Raw genomic sequence first — 21,054 nt, 5'->3', positions numbered from 1 at the left:
CGACCCTGTCGCGCACATACGAGCGGCAGGGGTGCACGTTTGCGCTGCCCGCGTGAGGAAACACACGAAACTCCGGGTGTTTCCCGGTGAGTCATGCGCTGAAACCCGCCAATCAATGTGACTTGCGCGACGATGACCAGTGCGGCCTGCACGTAAGGGTCCAAGGGGCGTAGCCTTAATTCCCGCTGTCCACCACCTTAGGAAGCGGAAGAGGGCGGTTGCCGCCGTGTCGCCACAGTCCCCCAACACCTCGAGCGTCTCGACCGATGAACAGGACGGGCAGGGAAGTAACCCTGCCGCTGCCTTCGGCCCCAATGAGTGGCTCGTCGACGAGATCTACCAGCAGTACCTCCAGGACCCGAACTCGGTCGACCGAGCCTGGTGGGACTTCTTCGCCGACTACAAGCCGGGTCAGGACACCGGCTCCGCGGTGGCCACGCCACCACAGGGAGTAGCCGCGAGCGCCGCCCCGGCGGCTCCGGCCCAGCCGGCGGAGGCCAAGCCCGCCGTCCCGGCCGCGAAGCCCGCCGAGGCCAAGCCCGCCGCGGCGGCCCCGGCCGCCCCGAAGCCCGCACCGGCGCAGCCCGCGGCCCCCGCCGCGAAGGCCGCCCCGGCGGCTCCGGCGGCCCCGGCCAAGCCCGCTCCGGTCAAGCCGACCCCGGCCGAGCCGACGGTCTCCAAGAAGGAGCCCGCCGCGCCCTCCGTCGGCCCCGAGCTGGTCACGCTGCGCGGCCCCTCCGCCGCCGTGGCGAAGAACATGAACGCGTCGCTGGAGCTGCCGACGGCCACCTCGGTCCGCGCGGTCCCGGTCAAGCTGCTGTTCGACAACCGCATCGTCATCAACAACCACCTCAAGCGCGCCCGTGGCGGCAAGGTGTCCTTTACGCACCTGATCGGCTACGCCATGGTGCAGGCGCTGAAGGCGATGCCCTCGATGAACCACTCGTTCACCGAGAAGGACGGCAAGCCGACCCTGGTCAAGCCCGAGCACATCAACCTCGGTCTCGCCATCGACCTGGTCAAGCCCAACGGTGACCGTCAGCTCGTCGTGGCCGCGATCAAGAAGGCCGAGACGCTCAACTTCTTCGAGTTCTGGCAGGCGTACGAGGACATCGTCCGCCGCGCCCGCTCGGGCAAGCTGACGATGGACGACTTCACCGGCGTCACGGCCTCCCTGACCAACCCCGGCGGCATCGGCACCGTCCACTCGGTGCCGCGGCTGATGCCCGGGCAGGGCCTGATCGTCGGCGTCGGCGCCATGGAGTACCCCGCCGAGTTCCAGGGCACCTCCCAGGACACCCTGAACAAGCTGGGCATCTCCAAGGTCATGACGCTGACCAGCACCTATGACCACCGGGTGATCCAGGGCGCCGCCTCCGGCGAGTTCCTGCGGATCATGAACCAGCTGCTGCTCGGCGAGAACGACTTCTTCGACGAGATCTTCAAGGCGCTGCGCATCCCCTACGAGCCGGTCCGCTGGCTCAAGGACATCGACGTCAGCCACGACGACGACGTCACCAAGGCGGCGCGGGTCTTCGACCTGATCCACTCCTACCGGGTCCGCGGCCATGTCATGGCCGACACCGACCCGCTGGAGTACCGCCAGCGCAAGCACCCCGACCTGGACATCATCGAGCACGGGCTCACCCTGTGGGACCTGGAGCGCGAGTTCGCGGTCGGCGGCTTCGCGGGCAAGACCATGATGAAGCTGCGCGACATCCTGGGCGTGCTGCGCGACTCGTACTGCCGCACCACCGGCATCGAGTTCATGCACATCCAGGACCCCAAGCAGCGCAAGTGGATCCAGGACCGCGTCGAGCGCAACCACGACAAGCCGGAGCGCGAGGAGCAGCTGCGCATCCTGCGGCGGCTGAACGCGGCCGAGGCGTTCGAAACCTTCCTGCAGACCAAGTACGTCGGCCAGAAGCGGTTCTCCCTGGAGGGCGGCGAGTCCGTCATCCCGCTGCTGGACGCGGTGCTGGACGCGGCCGCCGAGTCGCGCCTGGACGAGGTCGTCGTCGGCATGGCCCACCGCGGCCGGCTCAACGTCCTCGCCAACATCGTCGGCAAGTCGTACGCGCAGATCTTCCGCGAGTTCGAGGGCAACCTCGACCCGAAGTCCATGCACGGCTCCGGCGACGTCAAGTACCACCTGGGCGCCGAGGGCACCTTCACCGGCCTGGACGGCGAGCAGATCAAGGTCTCGCTCGCCGCGAACCCCTCCCACCTGGAGGCCGTGGACCCGGTCCTGGAGGGCGTCGTCCGCGCCAAGCAGGACATCATCGGCAAGGCCGGCACCGACTTCACCGTGCTGCCCGTCGCCCTCCACGGCGACGCGGCCTTCGCGGGCCAGGGTGTGGTCGCCGAGACGCTGAACATGTCGCAGCTGCGCGGCTACCGCACCGGCGGCACCGTGCACATCGTGATCAACAACCAGGTCGGCTTCACCGCCGCCCCGGCCGCGTCCCGCTCCTCGATGTACGCCACGGACGTCGCGCGCATGATCGAGGCGCCGATCTTCCATGTGAACGGCGACGACCCGGAGGCCGTCGTGCGCGTCGCGCGGCTCGCCTTCGAGTTCCGCCAGGCGTTCAACAAGGACGTGGTCATCGACCTGATCTGCTACCGCCGCCGCGGCCACAACGAGACCGACAACCCCGGTTTCACCCAGCCGCTGATGTACGACCTGATCGACAAGAAGCGCTCGGTGCGCAAGCTCTACACCGAGTCGCTGATCGGGCGCGGCGACATCACCCTGGAAGAGGCCGAGCAGGCGCTGCAGGACTTCCAGGGCCAGTTGGAGAAGGTCTTCACCGAGGTCCGCGACGCGGTCTCGGCCCCGGCCCCGGCCGAGGTCCCCGAGCCGCAGGCGGAGTTCCCGGTCTCGGTCCAGACGGGCGTCTCCCAGGAGGTCGTCAAGCGGATCGCCGAGTCCCAGGTCAACACCCCCGACCGGATCACCGTCCACCCGCGGCTGTTCCCGCAGCTCCAGCGGCGCGCGGCGATGATCGAGGACGACTCGATCGACTGGGGCATGGGCGAGACCCTCGCCATCGGCTCGCTGCTGATGGAGGGCACCCCGGTCCGGCTCGCCGGTCAGGACTCCCGCCGCGGCACCTTCGGCCAGCGCCACGCGGTGCTGGTGGACCGCGAGACCGGTGACGACTACACCCCGCTGCTGTACCTCACCGAGGACCAGGCGCGGTACAACATCTACGACTCGCTGCTCAGCGAGTACGCGGCGATGGGCTTCGAGTACGGCTACTCGCTGGCCCGTCCGAACGCGCTGGTCATGTGGGAAGCGCAGTTCGGTGACTTCGTCAACGGCGCGCAGACCATCGTGGACGAGTTCATCACCTCGGCCGAGCAGAAGTGGGGCCAGACCTCTGGTGTCACGCTGCTGCTGCCGCACGGTTACGAGGGCCAGGGGCCGGACCACTCGTCGGCCCGTATCGAGCGCTTCCTCCAGCTGTGCGCGCAGAACAACATGACGGTCGCCGCGCCGACGCTGCCGTCGAACTACTTCCACCTGCTGCGCTGGCAGGTCCACAACCCGCACCACAAGCCGCTGGTCGTCTTCACCCCGAAGTCGATGCTGCGTCTGAAGGCCGCGGCGTCGAAGACCGACGAGTTCCTCAACGGCTCCTTCCGTCCCGTCATCGGCGACGAGACGGTCGACCCGGCCGCGGTGCGCAAGGTGGTCTTCTGCTCCGGCAAGGTCTACTACGACGTGGCCGCGGAGCGGGACAAGCGCGGTGCGAACGACACGGCGATCATCCGCCTGGAGCGGCTGTACCCGCTGCCGGGTAAGGAGCTGCAGGCCGAGATCGCCAAGTACTCGGGTGTCGAGAAGTACGTGTGGGCGCAGGAGGAGCCGGCCAACCAGGGTGCCTGGCCGTTCGTCGCCCTCAACCTGATCGACCACCTGGAGCTGTCGGTCGGCGCGGACGTCCCCGCCGCCGAGCGCCTGGTCCGGGTCTCCCGTCCGCACTCGTCCTCGCCCGCGGTGGGGTCGAACAAGCGGCACCAGTCGGAGCAGCAGGCGCTGGTGAACGAGGTCTTCGAGATCTGATCCACCCCGTTCGAACCCGGAAGGCCCGGTCCCGCGATGCGCGGGGCCGGGCCTTCCGGCCGTTCGGCCGGGTCAGATGGGCAGCGGCTCGAAGTCCCAGACGGAGCGGGTCCCATCGCGGGCCGCCATGGTCTCCGGGTGATCCGGCCCCAGGACGGCATCCAGGCCGCCCAGGGCCACCTCCTCGATCACGTCCGCCTCGTCGCGTCCGCCACGGATCACCCGCAGATCCGCCGCCAGCCCGATCTGGGCCAGCAGGGTGAGCGGATGCCGTTCGCCGAGCGCCTCGGCGGCGCGCAGCGCGGTCTCCCGGCTCATGGCGCAGGCGTCCTCCGGCTGCCCCATCGCGTGGTACCTGGCGGCGGTGTTGAGCGCGATGCCCAGTGTCCAGGGGTGGCGCTCGCCGAGGGCAGCCGACATGTCCGTGAGCGAGGCGTCCAGAACCCTCACCGCGAGCCCCATGGGCAGGGTGAGCGCGTGGTTCGCGCGGGCACCGATGGTGTACGGGTGCCGGTCGCCCAGAGCGGCCCGATAACGCGCCACGGTCTCCTCGGCGATGCTCCCGGCCCGCCCCAGGTCGCCCTCGCGCCGGAGGTCGCGGGCGACTCCCGTCCCGATCATCAGCGTCGGCGGGGCGTCCTCGCCCAGCAGGCGCGTCGCCCGATGCGACAGGGCATGGATGTCGATATCGCCCTCCCCGTCACACCTCCACAGGTGGTACAGCGCGGTCAGGGTCAGCGGATGCTCGGTGCCCAGCACCGCGACGTGCCGATGGACGCTGGTCGCCTGAAGCTCCAAGGCGTCCCGGTGACGGCCGGACAGCCGCAGGTCGTACGCGTGCTCCGTCTCGCACGCCAGCGTCACCAGCGCCGTCGGGCCCAGCTCCGCCCGCGCGCTGTCCAGCGCGTGCCCGGACAGCTCCGTGGCCTCGGCGTAGGAGCCGAGCATCCGCAGCGAGCGGGACAGGCCGCGCTGAGCGTTCCGCGCCTCCGCACCGTCCTGCGGACACGTGACGGCACACAGGTCGCGCTGTCGGCGGGCGAGTTCATACGCCTCGTCATAGCGGGCCAGGCCCCGCAGATCCGTGCCGAGCCGGGCCATCGCGACGAGTCTGCCCGGCGCGTCGGACCCGCCCAGGCCCTTCAGCACCGCCCGGTCCAGCGCCTCGGCGGCGGCGTAGTCCCCGGCCTCGCGCAGCAGCGCGGCCCGGCGCGCGGCCAGGTCCGGATGGTCGCCCGCCGCGCGTTCCGCGAGGTGCCGGCCCGTCGCGTAGTCGCCGCTCAGGGTCAGATAGGTGAGGAACCCGACGACCAGCCGGCGCGAGGCGGCGTCCGGTGACTCCAGCGCGCCCGACTGCTCCAGGTACGGCACGAGCCGGGCGTAGCGCGGCCAAGTCGCCGGGTCGTCGGGGCGCCGCGGATCGGCCGCGACGAGGGCGCCGCGGACGACCCGGGCGTCCTTCTCCCGCTTGTCCTCCGGGGTCCGGCGCCGCACCGCGTCCCGTACGAAGCGGCTCATCCACACCGCCTCGTCCTCCAGCGTCGACCGCCGCATCACCGACCACTGGGCCAGCTTGCCGATGGCCAGCTCCAGTTGGCTGGGGTTCTCCAGGAGCGCCGCCACCGCCGGGGAGACCTGGCCCGCCGGGATGGCCCGCAGCAGGGCGAGCGGCACCGGGCCGGGGCCGAACAGGGCGCACACCCGCAACAGTTCGGCCGCCGCCTTCGTGGTCTCCCGCAGCCGGGTGATCAGATCCTTGAAGGCGGCGTGGTACGGCATCGGGTAATCGGCGGCGGACCGTACCGGGTTGGGCTCGCCGTCGCTCACCATGCGCACGTACTCGGCGACGGGCGTGGACGCGCCGTCCAGCCAGCCCGCCGTCTGGTCCAGCGCCAGCGGCAGGTCCTCGACGGCCGCCGCCAGCCGGTCCGCGTCCTCGGATCCGATGCGCGGCGCCCGGCGGCGCACCAGGGCGACGCTCTCCGCCCGGTGCAGCGGCGGGACCTCCAGCAGCTCGGCGTAGTGGTCGGCCCAGGCCCGGTTGCGGGAGGTGATCAGCACATGGCCGCCCCCGGCGGGCAGCAGACCGGCGATGGCCTCCGGGTCGTCGGCGTCGTCCAGGACGATCAGCCAGCGCCGGTACGGATCGCCCCGGCGCAGCGCCTCCAGCGCGGCGCGGGCCAGATCCGCGTCCTTCGCGTCCTGACGGACGCCGACCTCCCCGAGCACCCTCACCAGAACGGGGGCCAGCGCGGCGAGCCGCGCCTCCAGCGGGGGCCGCCCGTCCACGGTGCTCCACCAGACGACGTCGTACCGGGCGGCGAAGCGGTGGGCGTACTCGGCGGCGAGCTGGGACTTGCCGATGCCCGGCGGCCCGACGAGGGCGACCACGGCGGTGTCGGCGGGAGCGGCGTCCAGCCGGTCGTACACCTCGGTGAGCAGCGCGTCCCGCCCGGTGAACCGCGGATTGCGGCGCGGCACACCGCCCCAGACGTCGGGGACCTGCCCCGAGTCCGTCGGTGTGCGGCCGCCGGGGTCGGCTTCGCCGCCCCGTAACGCCGCCAGCTCCCCTTCGAGCCGCCGGGCCCGCTCCTGTGCGGCGATGGCCTGCTCCTCCGCGAGCCTGAGCCGGTGCGAGACCGGGTCCTCGGCCACGGCCTTCGCCCCGGCCGCCTCCTCCTCCGTCTGCAGTTGGTGTTCCAGCGCCTCGCACCGCCGCTCGGCGTCCAGCGCCTGCCGCCGGGCCTGGGTCAACGCGTCCTGAAGGCGGGCGACTTCTTCCCGCAGCCGGTCCCGTTCGGCCGTCAGGTCCTCGCGCTCCTGCCGCAGACGGTCCAGCTCCGCGCTCCGGGCCTCGCGGTCGGCCGCCGCGACCGCGATCCGCCGCTGCTCGACCTCCATCTCGGCGATGCGCTGCTTCCGCACCAGCAACGCCTCCGACAGCGCCTCCGCCCGCACCTCGGCCTGTTGGCGCTGCCGGTCGGCGTCGGCGAGTTGGTCGCGCAGCCGCTGAAGCTCCCAGCCGACCTTGTTGGTGGCCTGCAACGCCCGGCGTTGCAGGGTGTGCACATGGGCCATCACCTCGGTCGAGGAGGGTCGTCCGGCGGCCTTGGCGGCATGGGTGAGGAGCTGGTCCACGAATTCGGCGGGTGGCACCACCGTGCCGTTCAGATAGCGCGAGACGGTCCCGGCGTCGTAGTGCAGCCGTACGGCGAAGACCCGCAGCGACACCCCGACCGCGCCGAACAGCTCCCTGAGGCTCTCGGCCAGCGCCCGGCACTCCGGTCTCACCTGCTCGGGGATCGGCTTGAGATCCCCGATCCGCCGCGCCGCGCCCGGCTCCGGCACCAGCTCCCCGCCGACGGGTCCGTCCTCCACGGGTCGCCCCTCCCCCGTTGCGGCCGCTCTGCAACGCGTGCGGGCTGCCGCAACGCCCCAGAGCCCGCACATCGTGAAACGTACCCCCGGCGCCTTGGCCGGTTTCACGAAAGCAGGTCAACGATGCCGAACCGTCCCCGCCCCGCCCTTCTCACCCTCACCGCCGCCGTGCTCTCCGGCGCCGTCCGCGCGCTGGTGTCCTGGCTGCTCAGCCGGACGACGCAGTGACCGCGGCCCGGTCGCCGGAGGCGATGGCCAGCCGCTCGGCGAGTTCGTCGCGCACCCGGGCGAGGGTGGCTATCCGGTCGTCCAGGACGCTCAAGCGGCGGCGCCCGACGTTCAGCATGGCCTCGGAGGGGCGGCTGCCCGGCAGGTCGCCGTCCAGGCAGGCGCCGAAGTGCTCGATGTCCTCCAGCGTGAGCCCGGCGTCCAGCAGATAGCGGATGTTGGCCACCCGCCGGATCGCCCGCTCGTCGTAGACCCGGTAGCCGTTGACCGCGCGTGTGGAGCTCAGCAGCCCTCGCTCCTCGTAGAAGCGCAGGGCCCGGGTGGTGGCACCGGTGGCCTTCGCCAACTCCCCTATCCTCATGCGGCGACACTACCCGCGGCCGGGGCCCCCTGTTCTTTCCCCTCCCCGCCCCCTCCCGCTGCCAGGGGCTCCGCCCCTGGACCCCGGGGGGCGACGAGCCGACCGCCGCCGCGATCAGCTCATCGGCCAGGGTCTCGACCGCGCCCCCTGCGGGGCGGTGGTCGAGCCGTCGGCCGGTGACCGGGCGGACGCCCGCGCCATCCAGGTCGTCCGGCCGGGGTCTGGGGCGGAGCCCCCGGTCGCGGGAAAGGGCGGGGAGGGGAGAAGCCCGCCGCGGGCGGCACGATCCGCCGGGCGCCTCCTAACCCACCAGCGCCCCGCCGTCCACGGGCAGGACCACGCCGGTGGTGTAGCCCGCCTCGGGCCGGGCGAGCTGGGTGATCCAGAAGGCGACCTCGTCCACCCGGCCGAGCCGCCGCAGCGGGACGTGCTCGATCAGGGTCGTCCGCAGGGCGTCGATCTGCTCGGTGTCGAGCCCCTGGTGCCGCCCGATCGAGGTGGCGATGGGGCCGGGGGCCACACCGGCCACGCGCACGCCGCGCGGGGCGAGTTGCACCGCCCAGCTCCGTGTCAGCGTGTCCAGGGCGGCCTTCAGCGCGGCGTACAGCTCCGTGCCGGGCATCGGCCAGCCGCGCCGGCCGATCGCCGTACTGACGTTGATCACCACACCGGCGCTCTCGCTCAGATGGGGAACGGCGGCCTCGGTGAGGTACATCGGCGCGAGCAGGTTGACGGCGAGCATCTCCTCCACGGCTTCCCGCCGGATGTCCCCGAGCGGCGTCTGCCGGACCACGGCGGCGTTGTTGACCAGCACGTCGAGGCGGCCGAACGCCTCCAGCGCGGTGTTCACGATCAGTTCGGCGGCACCCGGCGCCGCGACGTCGGCCACCAGCGGCCGGATGCCCGGGGCGTCGGCGGCCGTCTCGGCGAGCCGGGCCGCCGTCCGGCCGACCACCAGGACCTGGGCGCCCTGCTCGGCGAAGGTCCGCGCGGCGGCCCGCCCGATCCCCGTGCCCCCACCGGTGACGATCACCGCTGTGCCGTCGAAGTGTGCGGCTGTCATGTCTGTCATGCCAACGCACCGTAAACATTGACGCCCGCGTCAAGGTCAACTCCGGCGGCCCTCGGATCGCTCACCGGGCCGCGGCGCCGCATATCCTGGGCGGGTAGATCCACACCATCCCTACCGGAGCGACCCTTGTACTTCACCGATCGCGGTATCGAGGAGCTGGAGCAGCGACGCGGCACCGAGGAGGTCACCTTCGAGTGGCTCGCCGAGCAGCTACGGACGTTCGTCGACCTGAACCCGGACTTCGAGGTTCCGGTGGAGCGGCTGGCGACCTGGCTGGCCCGGCTGGACGAGGAAGACGACGACGTCTGAGGGCGACGCCTCAGCCCGACCACACCTGAGCGCCAGGCGGCCCTACCGGCCACCCGTCACGCCACCACCGGACCGCGCCCCGGCGCCCCCGCCTCGTGGTCCAGCCGGGGGTCGGACACCAGCACCGCCTGCTGCAGCCGCTGCAGCTTCGCCGAGGGTTCAAGACCCAGCTCCTCCGTCATCGTCATCCGCAGCCGCTGATAGACCGTCAGGGCGCGGGTGCGCTGGCCGGAGCGGTGGAGGGCGAGCATGTACTGCCCGTGCATGCCCTCGTGGAAGCGGTGCTCCACGACCAGCGAGGCGAGGTCGCTCAGCACCTCCAGATGGCCGCCGAGCCGCAGCCGGGTCTCGATCCCGCGCTCGGTGACCGTGAGCCGGGACTGCTCAAGCCGGGCGACCTCCGCCTGCAGCGGGCGCCCGTGCGGGGTGACGTCGACCAGGGCCGGGCCCTGCCAGAGGGCCAGCGCCCGCCGGAAGGAGAGGTCCGCCGTCCGCTCGTCGCCGGCCTCCAGCGCGCCTTCGCCCTCGGCGACCAGTGCGCGGTACTCATGGACGTCGAGCTGGCCCGCCCCCACCACCATGGCGTAACCGCCGGGCCGGGTCTGCAGCACATCCCGGGTGACGGCGGCCGACGGCATCCCCAGCACCTCGGCGAGCAGCTTGCGCAGGTGCAGGATGTACGTCTGCAGCGTGGTCAGCCCGGTACGCGGCGGATGGTCGCCCCACAGCTCGGCCATCAGCGACTGCACCGGCACCATCCGGCCGGCGTGGAGCAGCAGCAGGGACAGGACCTTGCGCGGCTTCATCGCGCTGGGCACCCCGGACCGGGCGCCGAGGCCGACTGTCAGCGGTCCGAGCACGCTCACCCGCATGGGTGGCACCTCTCTTCGGGCTTCATGGGCGGTAGGCACGGACGAGCAGGTCGGCGGCGCCTTCGCAGACGGCCGCGGCCGCCGCGTCGGCGAGCGGGCAGGTGCCGTACATCGACTGGTAGAGCCCCTGCTGGACGATCAGGGCCACGAACTGGCGGGCGGCGGTGGCCGGTTCCGGTACGTTCAGCTCGCCGCGGCCGGTGCGCCGGCCGAGCATCTCGGCGAGGTACGTCACCAGCTGCTGGGGCTCCCCCTCGGCGCATGCGGGGCGCAGCGAGGGGTGGCGGGCGACCTCGGCGATGACCAGGCGGCGCAGTGCGGAGGCCCGTTCGTCGAGGAGTACGGCGAGCACCCGGTGGCCGAAGTGGATCAGCGCGGTGCGGGCGTCGCCGTCGTCGTACGCCCCGGGGGGCTCGGTGCCGTCCGGTCCGAGGGCGTATGGGGAACCGGCGGCGAAACCGGCCGCGACCCGCTCGCGCTCCTCCTCGACGGCGGCGATGAACAGCCGTTCCTTGTCGCCGAAGTGGTTGTAGACGGTCTGCTTGGACACGCGGGCCTCGTCCGCGATGACGTCCACGCTCGCCCGGTTGTATCCCTCGCGCAGAAAGACGGCCACGGCCGCCTCCAATATCGCCTGCCGCTTGGCGGGCTGGGGGCCCGCGGGCCGTCCCGCGGCGCTGCGCCGGGGACCGCTGTCCGTCCGCAACGGCCCAACCTCCTCGCTCCGAGCCGGTCTTGCCCTCGATGGACGTGTGAGTCTAGCCTTCGTTTACTGCAATGGACTAGCCCGTCCAGTCCAATTAATTCATCGGCAGATCATGTCGTTTCCTCACCGCTTCACAAGGAGAGCTCCCATGAGCGCACCGGAGAGCAGCGGGGCCCTGAGCCCCCTCACCCTGGCACCGGAGGCGCAGCGGCAGCTGTTCCTGGAGGCCCGGACGGCCAACACCTTCACCGACGAGCCGGTGACGGACGAGCAGGTCCGCGCGATCCACGAGCTGGTCAAGTACGCCCCCACCTCGATGAACCAGCAGCCGCTCCGGGTGGTCCTGGTGCGCTCGGAGGAGGCGCGCGGCCGACTGGTGGCGCATATGACGGGGCGTAACCAGGAGAAGACGGCCAAGGCGCCGCTGGTCGCGGTGCTCGCCGCGGACCTGGACTTCCATGAGGAGCTGCCGCGGCTGGTGCCCTTCATGGAGAACCCGCAGCAGATCTTCGCCGACCCCGGCATGCGGGAGGCGTCGGCACGCTTCAACACCGCGCTGCAGGTGGGCTACTTCATCCTCGGCGTGCGCGCGGCGGGGCTCGCCGCCGGGCCCATGATCGGCTTCGATCACGCGGCCGTCTCCAAGGAGTTCTTCGAGGACGGGCGGCACGCGGCGGTCTGTGTGGTCAACATCGGCAAGCCGGGTCCGGACGCCTGGATGGGCCGGCTGCCGCGGCTGGAGTACGAGGAGGTCGTCCGCACGGTCTGAGACCTCTTCCGGAAGAAGACCTCTTCCGGAAAGAACGGCCGTCCGCTCCCGTGCCTTCTCGGCGCGGGAGCGGACGGCCGGCGGGGCTTATCGGTTTCGGTCAGCTCTCGATCAGTTCATGGAACGCCACGGTGTCGAAGATGTCCTCCATCCTCGCCGCCTTGCCGTCCCGCATCGTCCACGAGTGGACGAAGTCCAGCGTCACGGTCGTACCGCGGCGCGAGGTCACCTCTCGGGTGCCGAACACCACGACCCGGTCGCCCTGCTCGATGAACTCTTTCGGCGCCAGCTTCATCCCGCCCAGCACGGTCGGCACATGGGCGAGGAAGTCCTTGATCCCCGCATGGCCCAGCTTGGTGCCGCCGAGCCCGTACTTGGCCATTCCCTCCGGATGGACCCACTCCACATCGGGGTGCATGCCCGACAGGATCCCCTCGATGTCGCGGTCGCGGAAACCCGCGTAGGAGGCGCGAATGGCCTCGATGTTCGCTGATGCCATGGTGGTCGCCACTCCTCAGACGGCGGTGTGCCGCGGCTCGGACGGAAGGTGCTCGGGGTGGAGCGCCTGGAGCGTACGCCGCACGCCCTCGCGCCACGGCACCCGGCAGGGGCCGGTGATCTCGCGCCGCCGGGTGGGGTCGAATTGATAGGTCTCGCGGGTGACCTCGCTGGGCACGAGCCGGGCCCGCACCCCGGTGAGCTCCTCCAGATGGCGCACGCAGTCGGTCATCCCGACCGCCTCGTCACCGCCCCAGTTGACCAGCGTGGCCGGGGCCGAGGCGGCCTTCCACAAATGGGGGACATGGGCGACGAGATCATCGGTGTGGAGGAGCGAGCACCAGTTCTGGCCCTCCATGGGCACCGGTATCGGCTCGCCCGCGAGCATCCGCTTGAAGTAGAGCATCGGCACCCCGCCGTAGCCGCCGGGGCCGTAGGCGATGTTGAGCCGGGCGATGGTCGTCGGCAGGTTCAGCACCCGGGCGAACGCCCGTGCCGCACCCTCGGCGGCGATCTTGCCCACCGGGTAGGCGGGCAGCCAGTCGGCCACCCCGTCGACGGGGTCGTCCTCCGTGTACGCGTGGTCGAGGGTCTGCCGCTTGTAGAGCGCTCCGGTGGAGACGAAGAGGAACGCCTCCGCCCGCCGGCAGTGGCTCATCAGCCGGCCGGTGGCCACCGAGTTGACCTCGATGGCCGCGTTGACGTCGCCGTCCTCACCGCGGCGCACCGCCGAGTGGAAGACATGGGTGAAGTCGTCCGGCAGCCCCTCGTACGCGGCCGCGCCCAGGTCGTTCATGTCCCAGTGGAACGTGGTGATCCCCTGGTCGTTCAGCTCCTTCTCGATACCGGGGGTGCCGAACCGGCCCAGACACCACACCTCATTGTGCTCGGCCAGCGCCTCGGCCACCGGCCGGGCGACCTGCCCGGTGCCCCCGGTGACCAGGATCTTCTTGCCTTCCACCCTGCTCTTCTCCTTGTGCCTGGCCCGCTCGGGCCGCTGCCTGGCCCGCTCGGGCCTATGCCTGGCCCGCGGTCCGGGCCCGGTCGGCGTCGCCCAGCGCACGGTCGAGTTCCCTGCGCAGAACCGCCTGGAAGGCCGCGACATGCCGCGGGCCCATCAGTGTGTAGTGCTCACCGGGTACGTCCAGATACCGGTTCGGCTCCGTGGTGTGCTCGTCCCACCGGCGCAGCTCGTTCTCCAGCCAGTCCTCCTTGGTGCCGCGCAGCGGGATCGCGTAGAAGACCGTCATGGAGCGGGTGGTGCCGCTGGGCTGGTAGTCGCGGCCCAGGGCGGTGAGGCCATGGGCCAGCTCCGCCCAGGCGGTGAACGTGTCGAGGTCCAGGTCGAGTTCGTCCAGCCGGCCGCGCGGGGCGATCCGCAGCAGATGCGCGAGCTGCTCCTCGCGGGGCAGGGGGCGCAGCTCGGCCGGGAGGTCGAGCGACTGTTTCTTGTTGATCAGGTCGAGGAAGAAGGCCAGGTTGGTCGCGGTCTCGACGAAGTCCAGCTCCTCCATGCGGTACTTGATATGCGGCGGGAGGTTGAAGCTGCCGACGAAGTCGACCCGCTCGCCCTGGGCCTCCAGCGCCTTGGCGATCTCGAAGGCCACGGCGCCGCCGTAGGAGTAGCCGGCGACGGCGTAGGGGCCGTGCGGCTGGCGGGCGCGGATGGCCTCCACATAGCACTCCACCATCTCCTCGAAGCTGGTGAAGGGCTTCTCGTGCTCGTTGAAGCCACGGGCGCGCAGCGCGTAGAACGGCCGGTCGCCGACGAAGTACTTGGCGAGGTTGACGAAGACCAGCACCTCGCCGACGCCGGGGTGGACACAGAACAGCGGGGTCTTCTCGCCGCCGGTCTGCAGCGGTACGACCGGGTCGTACACCGCCGCGCCGGGCGCGCCGCCGTCGCCGAGCCGGGCGGCGAGCTGCCGCACCGAGGGCGCCGTGAGCACCGTGATGACCGGCAGGTCCGCCACGCCAAGACGCCGGTGGACCTGGCGGCGCAGCCGCAGGATGTCCAGCGAGGTGCCGCCCAGGTCGAAGAAGCTGGCGGTGGCGCTGATGCGCTCCGGGACGGTGTCGAACATCTCGGCGTAGATCTCGGCGAGGATCCGCTCGCTCTCGCCCTCGGGCGGGGTGTGGCCGCCGAGCCGGCGGGTGGTCAGCTCCGCGACCCGCTCGATGACCTCGTCGTATCCGCCGGACTCCAGACGGTGCCGCATCCGCCGGCGCAGCGTCTTGCCGAGGCTGGTCTTGGGGAAGGCCTCCTTGGGCAGCGGCAGGATGAGGAAGGGCCGGAAGCCCCAGTGGATCACGACGGTGGAGCGCACCGCGGTGATCATGCGGTGCAGCCCGGCCTCGTCGTCGTCCGCCGGTTCGGGGCTGACGGCGATGACCAGTTGCTCGGTGTCGCTGCCGGGGCGGCGGGTCGGGAACGCCGCCACAAAGCCGCTCGCCACGTCGTCGAGCTGCTCCAGGGCGGCCTCGATCTCATGGCTGAAGTAGTTGACGCCATTGACGATGACGCTGTCCTTGCTGCGCCCGACGAGGGTCAGCCGGCCCTCGTCGATCCGGCCCAGATCGCCGCTGCGGAACCAGCCGTCGGGGGTGAACGCCGCCTCGGTGGCCGCCTCGTCGTGGTAGTAGCCGCTGGTGATCATCGGCCCGCTGAGCTGCAGCTCGCCGATCTCGCCCGCGGGCAGCGCCCGGTGGTCGTCGTCGGCGACCCGGATCCGCAGCCCCTCGACGGGGGTGCCGAGGTTGGCGAACTCCTGGCCCACATCGGTGACCGGGAACGCTCGGTTGTAGATCGATCCGGCGCAGGTCTCGGTCATGCCGAAGGCGGGCCAGAGGGCTCCCTCCCGCAGTCCATACGGAGCGTAATGGGCGAGGAATGCCTCACCGGTCGCGACGACATTCGCCTCACCGCCGCTCACGATATGGCGCAGCGCGCTGAGATCGAGCCCTTCTCCGCCCGCCGATATCTCCTCCGCTATCTCGTGGACGGAGGAATTGAGCGGGCCGAGGAGGAAGTTCGGCGTAAAGGTCATCGTGACCTTGTGGCGGGAGATGATCCGGAGGAACCGCAGTGGCTCCTCGAGAATGACCGCGGCTTCCGCGTGCAATTGCTCGGCGCCCACGTACAGCGGCAGCATATGCGCTTCCAGGAGCGCGGCCACATGGTCGTAGGAAATCCAGTTGAAGGTGGTGTCGGCGGCGGTGAGCTGTTGTTTCCCCGCCTTTCCGACCATCGACGCCAGGATATTTCCATGGGTGAGCGTGACCGCCTTGGAATTCCCGGTGGAGCCGGAGGTCAGCACCAGCAGCGCGAGGTCCTCCGGGGCCGCGGAGTGCACGGCGGGCGACTGCCCGCGCTCGGCGTCGGAGGGGTCCGCGGCCTCGTCGCGCAGCTCCTCCACCACGGCCACCGCGAGGCCGGGCACCTCCGGCAGCTCGGCGCGCATCGCCTCGGTGGTCACCAGCAGGGGCCCGCCCAACAGCCCGTTGACGTGGGTGAGCTGGGCCGACCAGCGGGCCGGGTCACCGGAGATGGCCACCATCGGGCAGGGCACGAAGCCGCCCAGCAGACAGGCCCAGAGGACGGTCAGGAATTCCGGCTGGCGGTCCAGCAGCAGGGCCACCGTGTCCCGCGGGCGCAATCCCCGGCCCCGGAGTGCGAAGAGGAGGCCGAGCGCCGATTCCAGGAGTTCCGGGTAGGACTGCCGCACGGATTCACTCGCCGTGGGGCCGACCAGATAGCGCACCCCGGAATGGGCGTGATCGCGCGCCGCCCGCACCAGCAACTGGGCAACCGAGAGCGGCTCCGAACCTTCCTCCGGTGCCGATGGTGCCGAGGTATTCAAGGGTTGTGACGTCATTCCCCCACGGCCCTCTTCCTTCCCGATTCTGAGGCCACGAAGGTAACAGTCCCGAACATTTGTCTCCACGACGCTCCACCAGTGCTCTAGCGAGACTCTAGCGGCGAATTCCCGGGAAGCAGGATTTTCTCGAAGAAGGGTGATCCGGTCCACAGGGAACGATGGCTGCGCCACGCATCCGTCGTCGGCTCGCGCGATTGCGGCAGGGACGCGGGCACTCCGGAGGTGGCCGCCGCCGGGGCGGGCGACAGCCGGGCGCCACCCTCCCGGGCCGGGGCCGGTCCGGGCTTGACTCCGCAGGACCGCGATATATCGTGTTCAGTAGAGACACGATATGTTGCGTCGTCGTGACGCGCCGCACGTCCAGTCAGGGGAGGCCAGGGATGTCAGCCGGATCACAGTGGTCGATCACCGCACCACAGAGGCTCACCTTCGACGACCCGGTGTCGGCCCTCGACGTCCGTATCGCGGGCGGCACGGTCAATGTGGTCGGCACCGACCATGGCCCCGCCCGCCTCGAGGTCTCGGAGATCGACGGCCCGGCGCTGAAGGTCGGCCATGTCGACGGCACCCTGAGCGTGGCCTACGACGACCTCTCCTGGAAGGGCTTCCGCAAGTGGCTCGGGCAGTGGAACCGCACCGCCCATGTCACCCTCACCGTGCCCGTCGGCACCAGCGCCACGGTCGGCGTGATCGGGGGCTCCGCCGTGGTCTCCGCACTGGCCGGCCGCGCCGAACTGCGCGGTGTCTCCGGGGACTTCACCCTGCTCGGGCTGACCGGGCCGGTGCGGGCCGAGACCGTCTCCGGCCGGGTCGAGGCGCAGGCCGTCACCGGCGATCTGCGGTTCCACTCCGTCTCCGGCGGCCTCACCGTCATCGAGGGCTCCGGGCCCTCGGTACGGGCCGAATCCGTCAGTGGCGATATGGTGCTCGATCTCGCCCCCGCCCCGAAGTGCTCCGACATCAACCTCACCACCGTCTCCGGGGAGATCGCCATCCGGCTGCCGCACCCCGCCGACGCGGAGGTCGAGGCCAACACGGCCACCGGTTCGGTCTCCAACGGCTTCGACGATCTGCGGGTCAGCGGCCAGTGGGGGCCAAACGGATCACCGGGCGGCTGGGGGCGGGCAAAGGCAGCCTCAAGGCCACCACCGTCTCGGGCGCCATCGCGCTGCTGCGCCGTCCGCCGTCCGAGGACGACACGGACACCACCGACGGCACCCAGGGAAAGGTCCTCTGATGCCCCCCGTATTCGCCCACGGCCGACTGCGCCTGTACCTGCTCAAGCTGCTCGACGAGGCGCCGCGCCACGGCTACGAGGTCATCCGTCTGCTGGAGGAGCGGTTCCAGGGGCTGTACGCGCCCTCGGCCGGCACCGTCTATCCCCGGCTGGCCAAGCTGGAGGCCGAGGGCCTGGTGACCCACACCACCGAGGGCGGCCGCAAGGTCTACTCCATCACCGACGCCGGACGCGCCGAACTGGCCGACCGCGGCGGTGAGCTGGCCGATCTGGAGCTGGAGATCCGCGAGTCGGTCGCCGAACTCGCCGCCGAGATCCGGGAGGACGTCCGCGGCTCCGCGAGCGATCTGCGGCGGGAGATGCGGGAGGCCGCCCAGCAGGCCCGCGCCTCGGGCGGCACCGGCGGCTCCCAGGAGAAGCACGGCCCGTGGGAGGGGCCGTGGGGCGACAAGGAGACCTGGCGGCAGGCGAAGGAGGACATGCGGCGCGCGAAGGAGGAGTGGAAGGAGCAGGCGCGCCGGGCGAAGGAGGAGAGCCGACGGGCCCGGCAGGACGCCCAGCGCGCCCGTAAGCAGGCCAAGGACGCACAGGACTTCGCGCGCGAGGAGGTCCAGCGGATCGCCCGGCGGGTCCAGGAGCAGACGCAGGAGCACATCCGGGCGGGCGACTGGCAGCAGGCGGTGCGCGAGGGGCTGGCCGAGGTGTCGCGCGGCATGAGCCGCATCTCCCGCCAGGGCACCTCGCGCTCGGACTGGGGCTGGGGCTGGGACGACGAGACGTCCGGACCGGAAACCAAGGTCGAGCGGATGGACATGACCAAGCCGAAGGGCGGCGGCGAGGAGGAGAAGCCGACCGGCGGGGACGGCGACAGCGGCAGCGGCGCGGCCGGAGTTCAGGAGCCCGAGTGGGCCAAGGACTTCACCCCCTCGGACACCCCGGCCCGCGATCTGGAACGGCTGCTCGACCGGCTCCGCGACGACATCCGCGACGCGGCCCGCGACCACGGGGTGACGGACGCCCAACTGGCCGACGCCCGCCACCACCTGGGGACGACCGCGGCACGGATCACCGCGCTGCTGCGGGGGGAGCGGTCCTAGGTCTGTCCGGCGGGCCTTGACGCCTGCGGCGGGCTGCTCCACTCCCCGCCCCTTCCCACAACTGGGGCTCCGCCCCGGACCCCGGCGTCTGGGGCGGAGCGCCCTGCCACGCGGCGGAGCCGCACATCGACGCTGCGGGAAGGAGCTACCCGCGCCCAGGCGTGTCCGGCGGATCGTGCCGCCCGGGGCGGGCTGATCCACTCCCCGCCCCGGGGCCCGGGGTCCAGGGGCTTCGCCCCTGGTAACGGGGAGGGGCGGGGAGGGGAAAGCATCGATATGCGGCTCCGCGCCCCTGGTCGCTTGACCTGAACCGCGGTTGAAGTCTCAGGATCGGGGTCGGAGGGGCGCACCACGGGGGAGCGCCCCTCCGACCCCAATGCCTCTCCCCCGGCTCGTTCGGCTTTCCGACGTCCCCAACCGCGAGGAGACTGCCATGTCCGCCCCGACCAGCTCCGGCCCGCTGCCCGATCTCACCCGGCCCGATGTGGGCGCCGCGCTGTTCAGCACCTGGAGCGTGGGCACACCGGAACGACAGCGGGCCGCGGTCGACGCCATCGCCGCCACCTGGGACAGCCGCCCCTGGCCGGCACCCGAGCTGCTCTCCTACAACGTCTACGCCGGTACGGACGGCGATACGCTGATGCACCACTCCCAGTGGGTCAGTGAGGCCGCGTACCACGCCTTCGTCCGGACCCAGCGCCAGGAGCGCAACGACGCGATCGACAGCGCGGTCCCGGACCTCAAGCGGCTCGGCCTCTCCTCCTATCGCCACTACCGCAGCTTCCAGGCACCGGCCGCCCACAGCGATACGCGGGACCCCGGGTCGGCCCCCGGGCTGATCGTCGTGGTCGAGATCGACTTCGACGACCCCGATCCCGAGCTCCGCCGGTCCTGGACCGACCTGGTCATCGAGGCCCTGGAGAACGAGCCCGACCCGGGCCTGATCTCCGCCGACTTCCATCTGATCGTCGACGGCGAGCGCCATCTGAGCACCGACCGCGCCCGGGTGCTCAACTACGCCCGCTGGAGCAGCGCGGAGACCTATGAGGCGGCCATGGCGGCCGATGGGCCGCGCGGCGGCGGCTCGACCCTCTGGGACCGGGTGCGCGACTTCCCCGGTCGGGTGGGGGCCTCGTCCCGCTCCTATCACTTCCGGCGGAGCTTCGTACCGCCGTCGGCGGCGTCCGGGAATTTTGCGAATTCGCCGGAGCGCGAGGCCCGGTAGATCAACGCGCGGGCTCCGCGCCAAAGCCTCCGGCATATGCTCGCCGCCCTCTCGGCGTCCTCTCGGCGTCCTCTCGCCGCCCTCTCGGCGCGGACCGGATCCATCGGGTCTGTTCGAATTCCCCGCGAATCCCCGGCCCCCATTGCGGCCGTGGAGGGCGGCTCGGTATCCGGCCGTGAAGGGCGGCACGGTATTCAGACCGTCAATACGACCTTGCCGAACAGATCGCCGCCCGCCATCTTCTCGAACCCCTCACGGGCCCGGTCCAGCGGCAGCACCGAGTCGATCACCGGTCGGACACCGCGGGCGGCGCAGAAGCTCAGCAGGTCCTCCAGCTCGTCCTTCCCGCCCATCGTGGAGCCGACGACCTTCAGCTCCAGGAAGAAGATCCGGTTGAGCTCGGCGGCCTTCGGGTTGGGGCCGCTGGTGGCGCCGGAAATCACCAGAGTGCCGCCGGGCTTGAGGGACTTCACCGAATGCGACCAGGTCGCGGCGCCCACCGTCTCGATCACGGCGTCCACCCGGCGCGGCAGCCGTTCCCCCGGTTCGTACGCGCTCTCGGCGCCCAGCTCGACGGCGCGGGCCCGCTTGGCCTCGTCACGGCTGGTGGCCAGCATCCGCAGTCCGGCGGCCGCGCCCAGCACGATCGCGGCGGTGGCCACACCGCCACCGGCGCCCTGGACCAGGACGCTGTCGCCGGGGCGCACCCCCGCGTTGGTGAACAGCATGCGGTACGCGGTCAGCCAGGCCGTGGGCAGACAGGCGGCCTCCTCGAAGGAGAGCTCCTTGGGCTTGGGCAGCAGATTCCAACTGGGGACGGTCACCTTCTCGGCGAAGGTGCCCTGGTAGCGCTCGGTGAGGATGGAGCGGGGCTCCTTCGGGCCGACGCCGTGTCCGCTCTGGCCGATGACGGAGTGGAGGACGACCTCGTTGCCGTCCTCGTCGATCCCGGCCGCGTCGCAACCGAGGATCATCGGAAGCGACTCCTCGCCGAGGCCCACACCGCGCAGCGACCACAGGTCATGGTGGTTGAGCGAGGCGGCCTTGACGTTCACGGTCGTCCAGCCGGGCCGCGCCTGCGGCTCGGGGCGCTCCCCCAGTTCGAGGCCGCTCAGCGGCTGGTCACGGTCGATACGTGCGGCATAGGCAGCGAACATGATCCCGACCTTAGGCCGCACGGCGACCCCACGGAACCACGCCACGGTGTGACCCCGCTCGCCCGCCGCACACAAGCCCACGGGCCGGGCCGCCCCTCGGATGAGGGGCGGCCCGGCCCGTAATGGCACAGCCCGCGATGGCCCGGCGCCCGATGGCACAGCCCGCGATGGCCCGGCGCGCTAGTGGCACCTGGG

The 21,054-nt window shown here is 71.4% G+C and carries 14 protein-coding genes and 1 pseudogene; 6 read left to right on the top strand and 9 right to left on the bottom strand.

What is annotated here, in order from left to right:
- Nucleotides 1-226: 226 nt before the first annotated feature.
- The gene (locus tag BLV72_RS23355; RefSeq protein WP_093464623.1) at nt 227-4,072 is read left to right on the top strand and encodes a multifunctional oxoglutarate decarboxylase/oxoglutarate dehydrogenase thiamine pyrophosphate-binding subunit/dihydrolipoyllysine-residue succinyltransferase subunit; all 3,846 of its coding nucleotides are present in this window, start codon (nt 227-229) and stop codon (nt 4,070-4,072) included.
- A 72-nt stretch (nt 4,073-4,144) separates the two neighbouring features.
- Here the strand turns inward: BLV72_RS23355 and fxsT are convergent, their stop codons facing one another.
- From fxsT to BLV72_RS23340, 3 genes are all read right to left on the bottom strand, one after another.
- Complete coding sequence (fxsT, locus tag BLV72_RS23350; protein WP_107417445.1) at nt 4,145-7,450, bottom strand: FxSxx-COOH system tetratricopeptide repeat protein; 3,306 nt, start codon at nt 7,448-7,450, stop codon at nt 4,145-4,147.
- 208 nt (nt 7,451-7,658) lie between these two features.
- The gene (locus BLV72_RS23345; RefSeq protein WP_093464620.1) at nt 7,659-8,039 is read right to left on the bottom strand and encodes a MerR family transcriptional regulator; all 381 of its coding nucleotides are present in this window, start codon (nt 8,037-8,039) and stop codon (nt 7,659-7,661) included.
- A 301-nt stretch (nt 8,040-8,340) separates the two neighbouring features.
- A complete protein-coding gene (locus BLV72_RS23340) occupies nt 8,341-9,111 on the bottom strand; it encodes an SDR family NAD(P)-dependent oxidoreductase (RefSeq protein ID WP_093464618.1) in 771 nt (256 codons plus the stop codon).
- Nucleotides 9,112-9,237: 126 nt separating this feature from the next.
- Between BLV72_RS23340 and BLV72_RS23335 the strand changes: the two genes are divergently transcribed.
- On the top strand, nt 9,238-9,420 hold the full coding sequence (locus BLV72_RS23335) for a DUF6104 family protein (RefSeq protein WP_078643568.1): 183 nt from the start codon (nt 9,238-9,240) through the stop codon (nt 9,418-9,420).
- A 56-nt stretch (nt 9,421-9,476) separates the two neighbouring features.
- Here BLV72_RS23335 and BLV72_RS23330 read toward each other — a convergent pair whose 3' ends face one another.
- Both BLV72_RS23330 and BLV72_RS23325 read right to left on the bottom strand, forming a co-directional pair.
- Nucleotides 9,477-10,292: an AfsR/SARP family transcriptional regulator gene (locus BLV72_RS23330; RefSeq protein ID WP_093464617.1), complete on the bottom strand. Its 816-nt coding sequence runs from the start codon at nt 10,290-10,292 to the stop codon at nt 9,477-9,479.
- Between the two features lie 22 nt (nt 10,293-10,314).
- Nucleotides 10,315-10,998, bottom strand: coding sequence for a TetR/AcrR family transcriptional regulator (locus BLV72_RS23325; protein ID WP_093464616.1), 684 nt, complete (start codon nt 10,996-10,998; stop codon nt 10,315-10,317).
- A gap of 148 nt (nt 10,999-11,146) precedes the next feature.
- Between BLV72_RS23325 and BLV72_RS23320 the strand changes: the two genes are divergently transcribed.
- A complete protein-coding gene (locus tag BLV72_RS23320) occupies nt 11,147-11,767 on the top strand; it encodes a malonic semialdehyde reductase (protein ID WP_059147750.1) in 621 nt (206 codons plus the stop codon).
- A gap of 100 nt (nt 11,768-11,867) precedes the next feature.
- Here the strand turns inward: BLV72_RS23320 and BLV72_RS23315 are convergent, their stop codons facing one another.
- From BLV72_RS23315 to BLV72_RS23305, 3 genes are read right to left on the bottom strand one after another with little or no spacing between them, the layout of a single operon-like run.
- Nucleotides 11,868-12,266 (bottom strand): nuclear transport factor 2 family protein, encoded by a 399-nt coding sequence (locus tag BLV72_RS23315; protein ID WP_093464614.1) that lies wholly within the window; start codon nt 12,264-12,266, stop codon nt 11,868-11,870.
- Between the two features lie 15 nt (nt 12,267-12,281).
- Nucleotides 12,282-13,226, bottom strand: a complete 945-nt coding sequence (locus BLV72_RS23310) for an NAD-dependent epimerase/dehydratase family protein (protein WP_093464613.1) — start codon at nt 13,224-13,226, stop codon at nt 12,282-12,284.
- Between the two features lie 55 nt (nt 13,227-13,281).
- On the bottom strand, nt 13,282-16,140 hold the full coding sequence (locus BLV72_RS23305; protein WP_093464611.1) for a non-ribosomal peptide synthetase: 2,859 nt from the start codon (nt 16,138-16,140) through the stop codon (nt 13,282-13,284).
- Nucleotides 16,141-16,523: 383 nt separating this feature from the next.
- On the opposite strand from BLV72_RS23305, the pseudogene BLV72_RS23300 reads away from it, so the two are divergent.
- The 3 genes and pseudogenes from BLV72_RS23300 (at nt 16,524) to BLV72_RS23290 (ending at nt 19,702) form a co-directional block, all read left to right on the top strand.
- A pseudogene (locus BLV72_RS23300) lies at nt 16,524-17,380 on the top strand (DUF4097 family beta strand repeat-containing protein).
- A complete protein-coding gene (locus BLV72_RS23295) occupies nt 17,380-18,477 on the top strand; it encodes a PadR family transcriptional regulator (protein WP_093464610.1) in 1,098 nt (365 codons plus the stop codon). Before BLV72_RS23300 ends, BLV72_RS23295 begins: the two are co-directional and overlap by 1 nt.
- Before the next feature lie 433 nt (nt 18,478-18,910).
- Complete coding sequence (locus tag BLV72_RS23290; protein WP_093464608.1) at nt 18,911-19,702, top strand: antibiotic biosynthesis monooxygenase; 792 nt, start codon at nt 18,911-18,913, stop codon at nt 19,700-19,702.
- 194 nt (nt 19,703-19,896) lie between these two features.
- On the opposite strand, the gene BLV72_RS23285 is transcribed toward BLV72_RS23290, so the two are convergent.
- Entirely contained in the window at nt 19,897-20,859 is a 963-nt protein-coding gene (locus tag BLV72_RS23285; RefSeq protein ID WP_093464607.1) for a zinc-binding dehydrogenase, read from the bottom strand.
- Nucleotides 20,860-21,054: the final 195 nt, after the last annotated feature.

Origin of the sequence: Streptomyces melanosporofaciens (assembly GCF_900105695.1) — a bacterium.
In the GTDB taxonomy this organism is placed as follows: domain Bacteria; phylum Actinomycetota; class Actinomycetes; order Streptomycetales; family Streptomycetaceae; genus Streptomyces; species Streptomyces antimycoticus.
The sequence above is the reverse complement of the archived record's forward strand: the minus strand, read 5'-3'. Positions and strand labels throughout refer to the sequence as shown.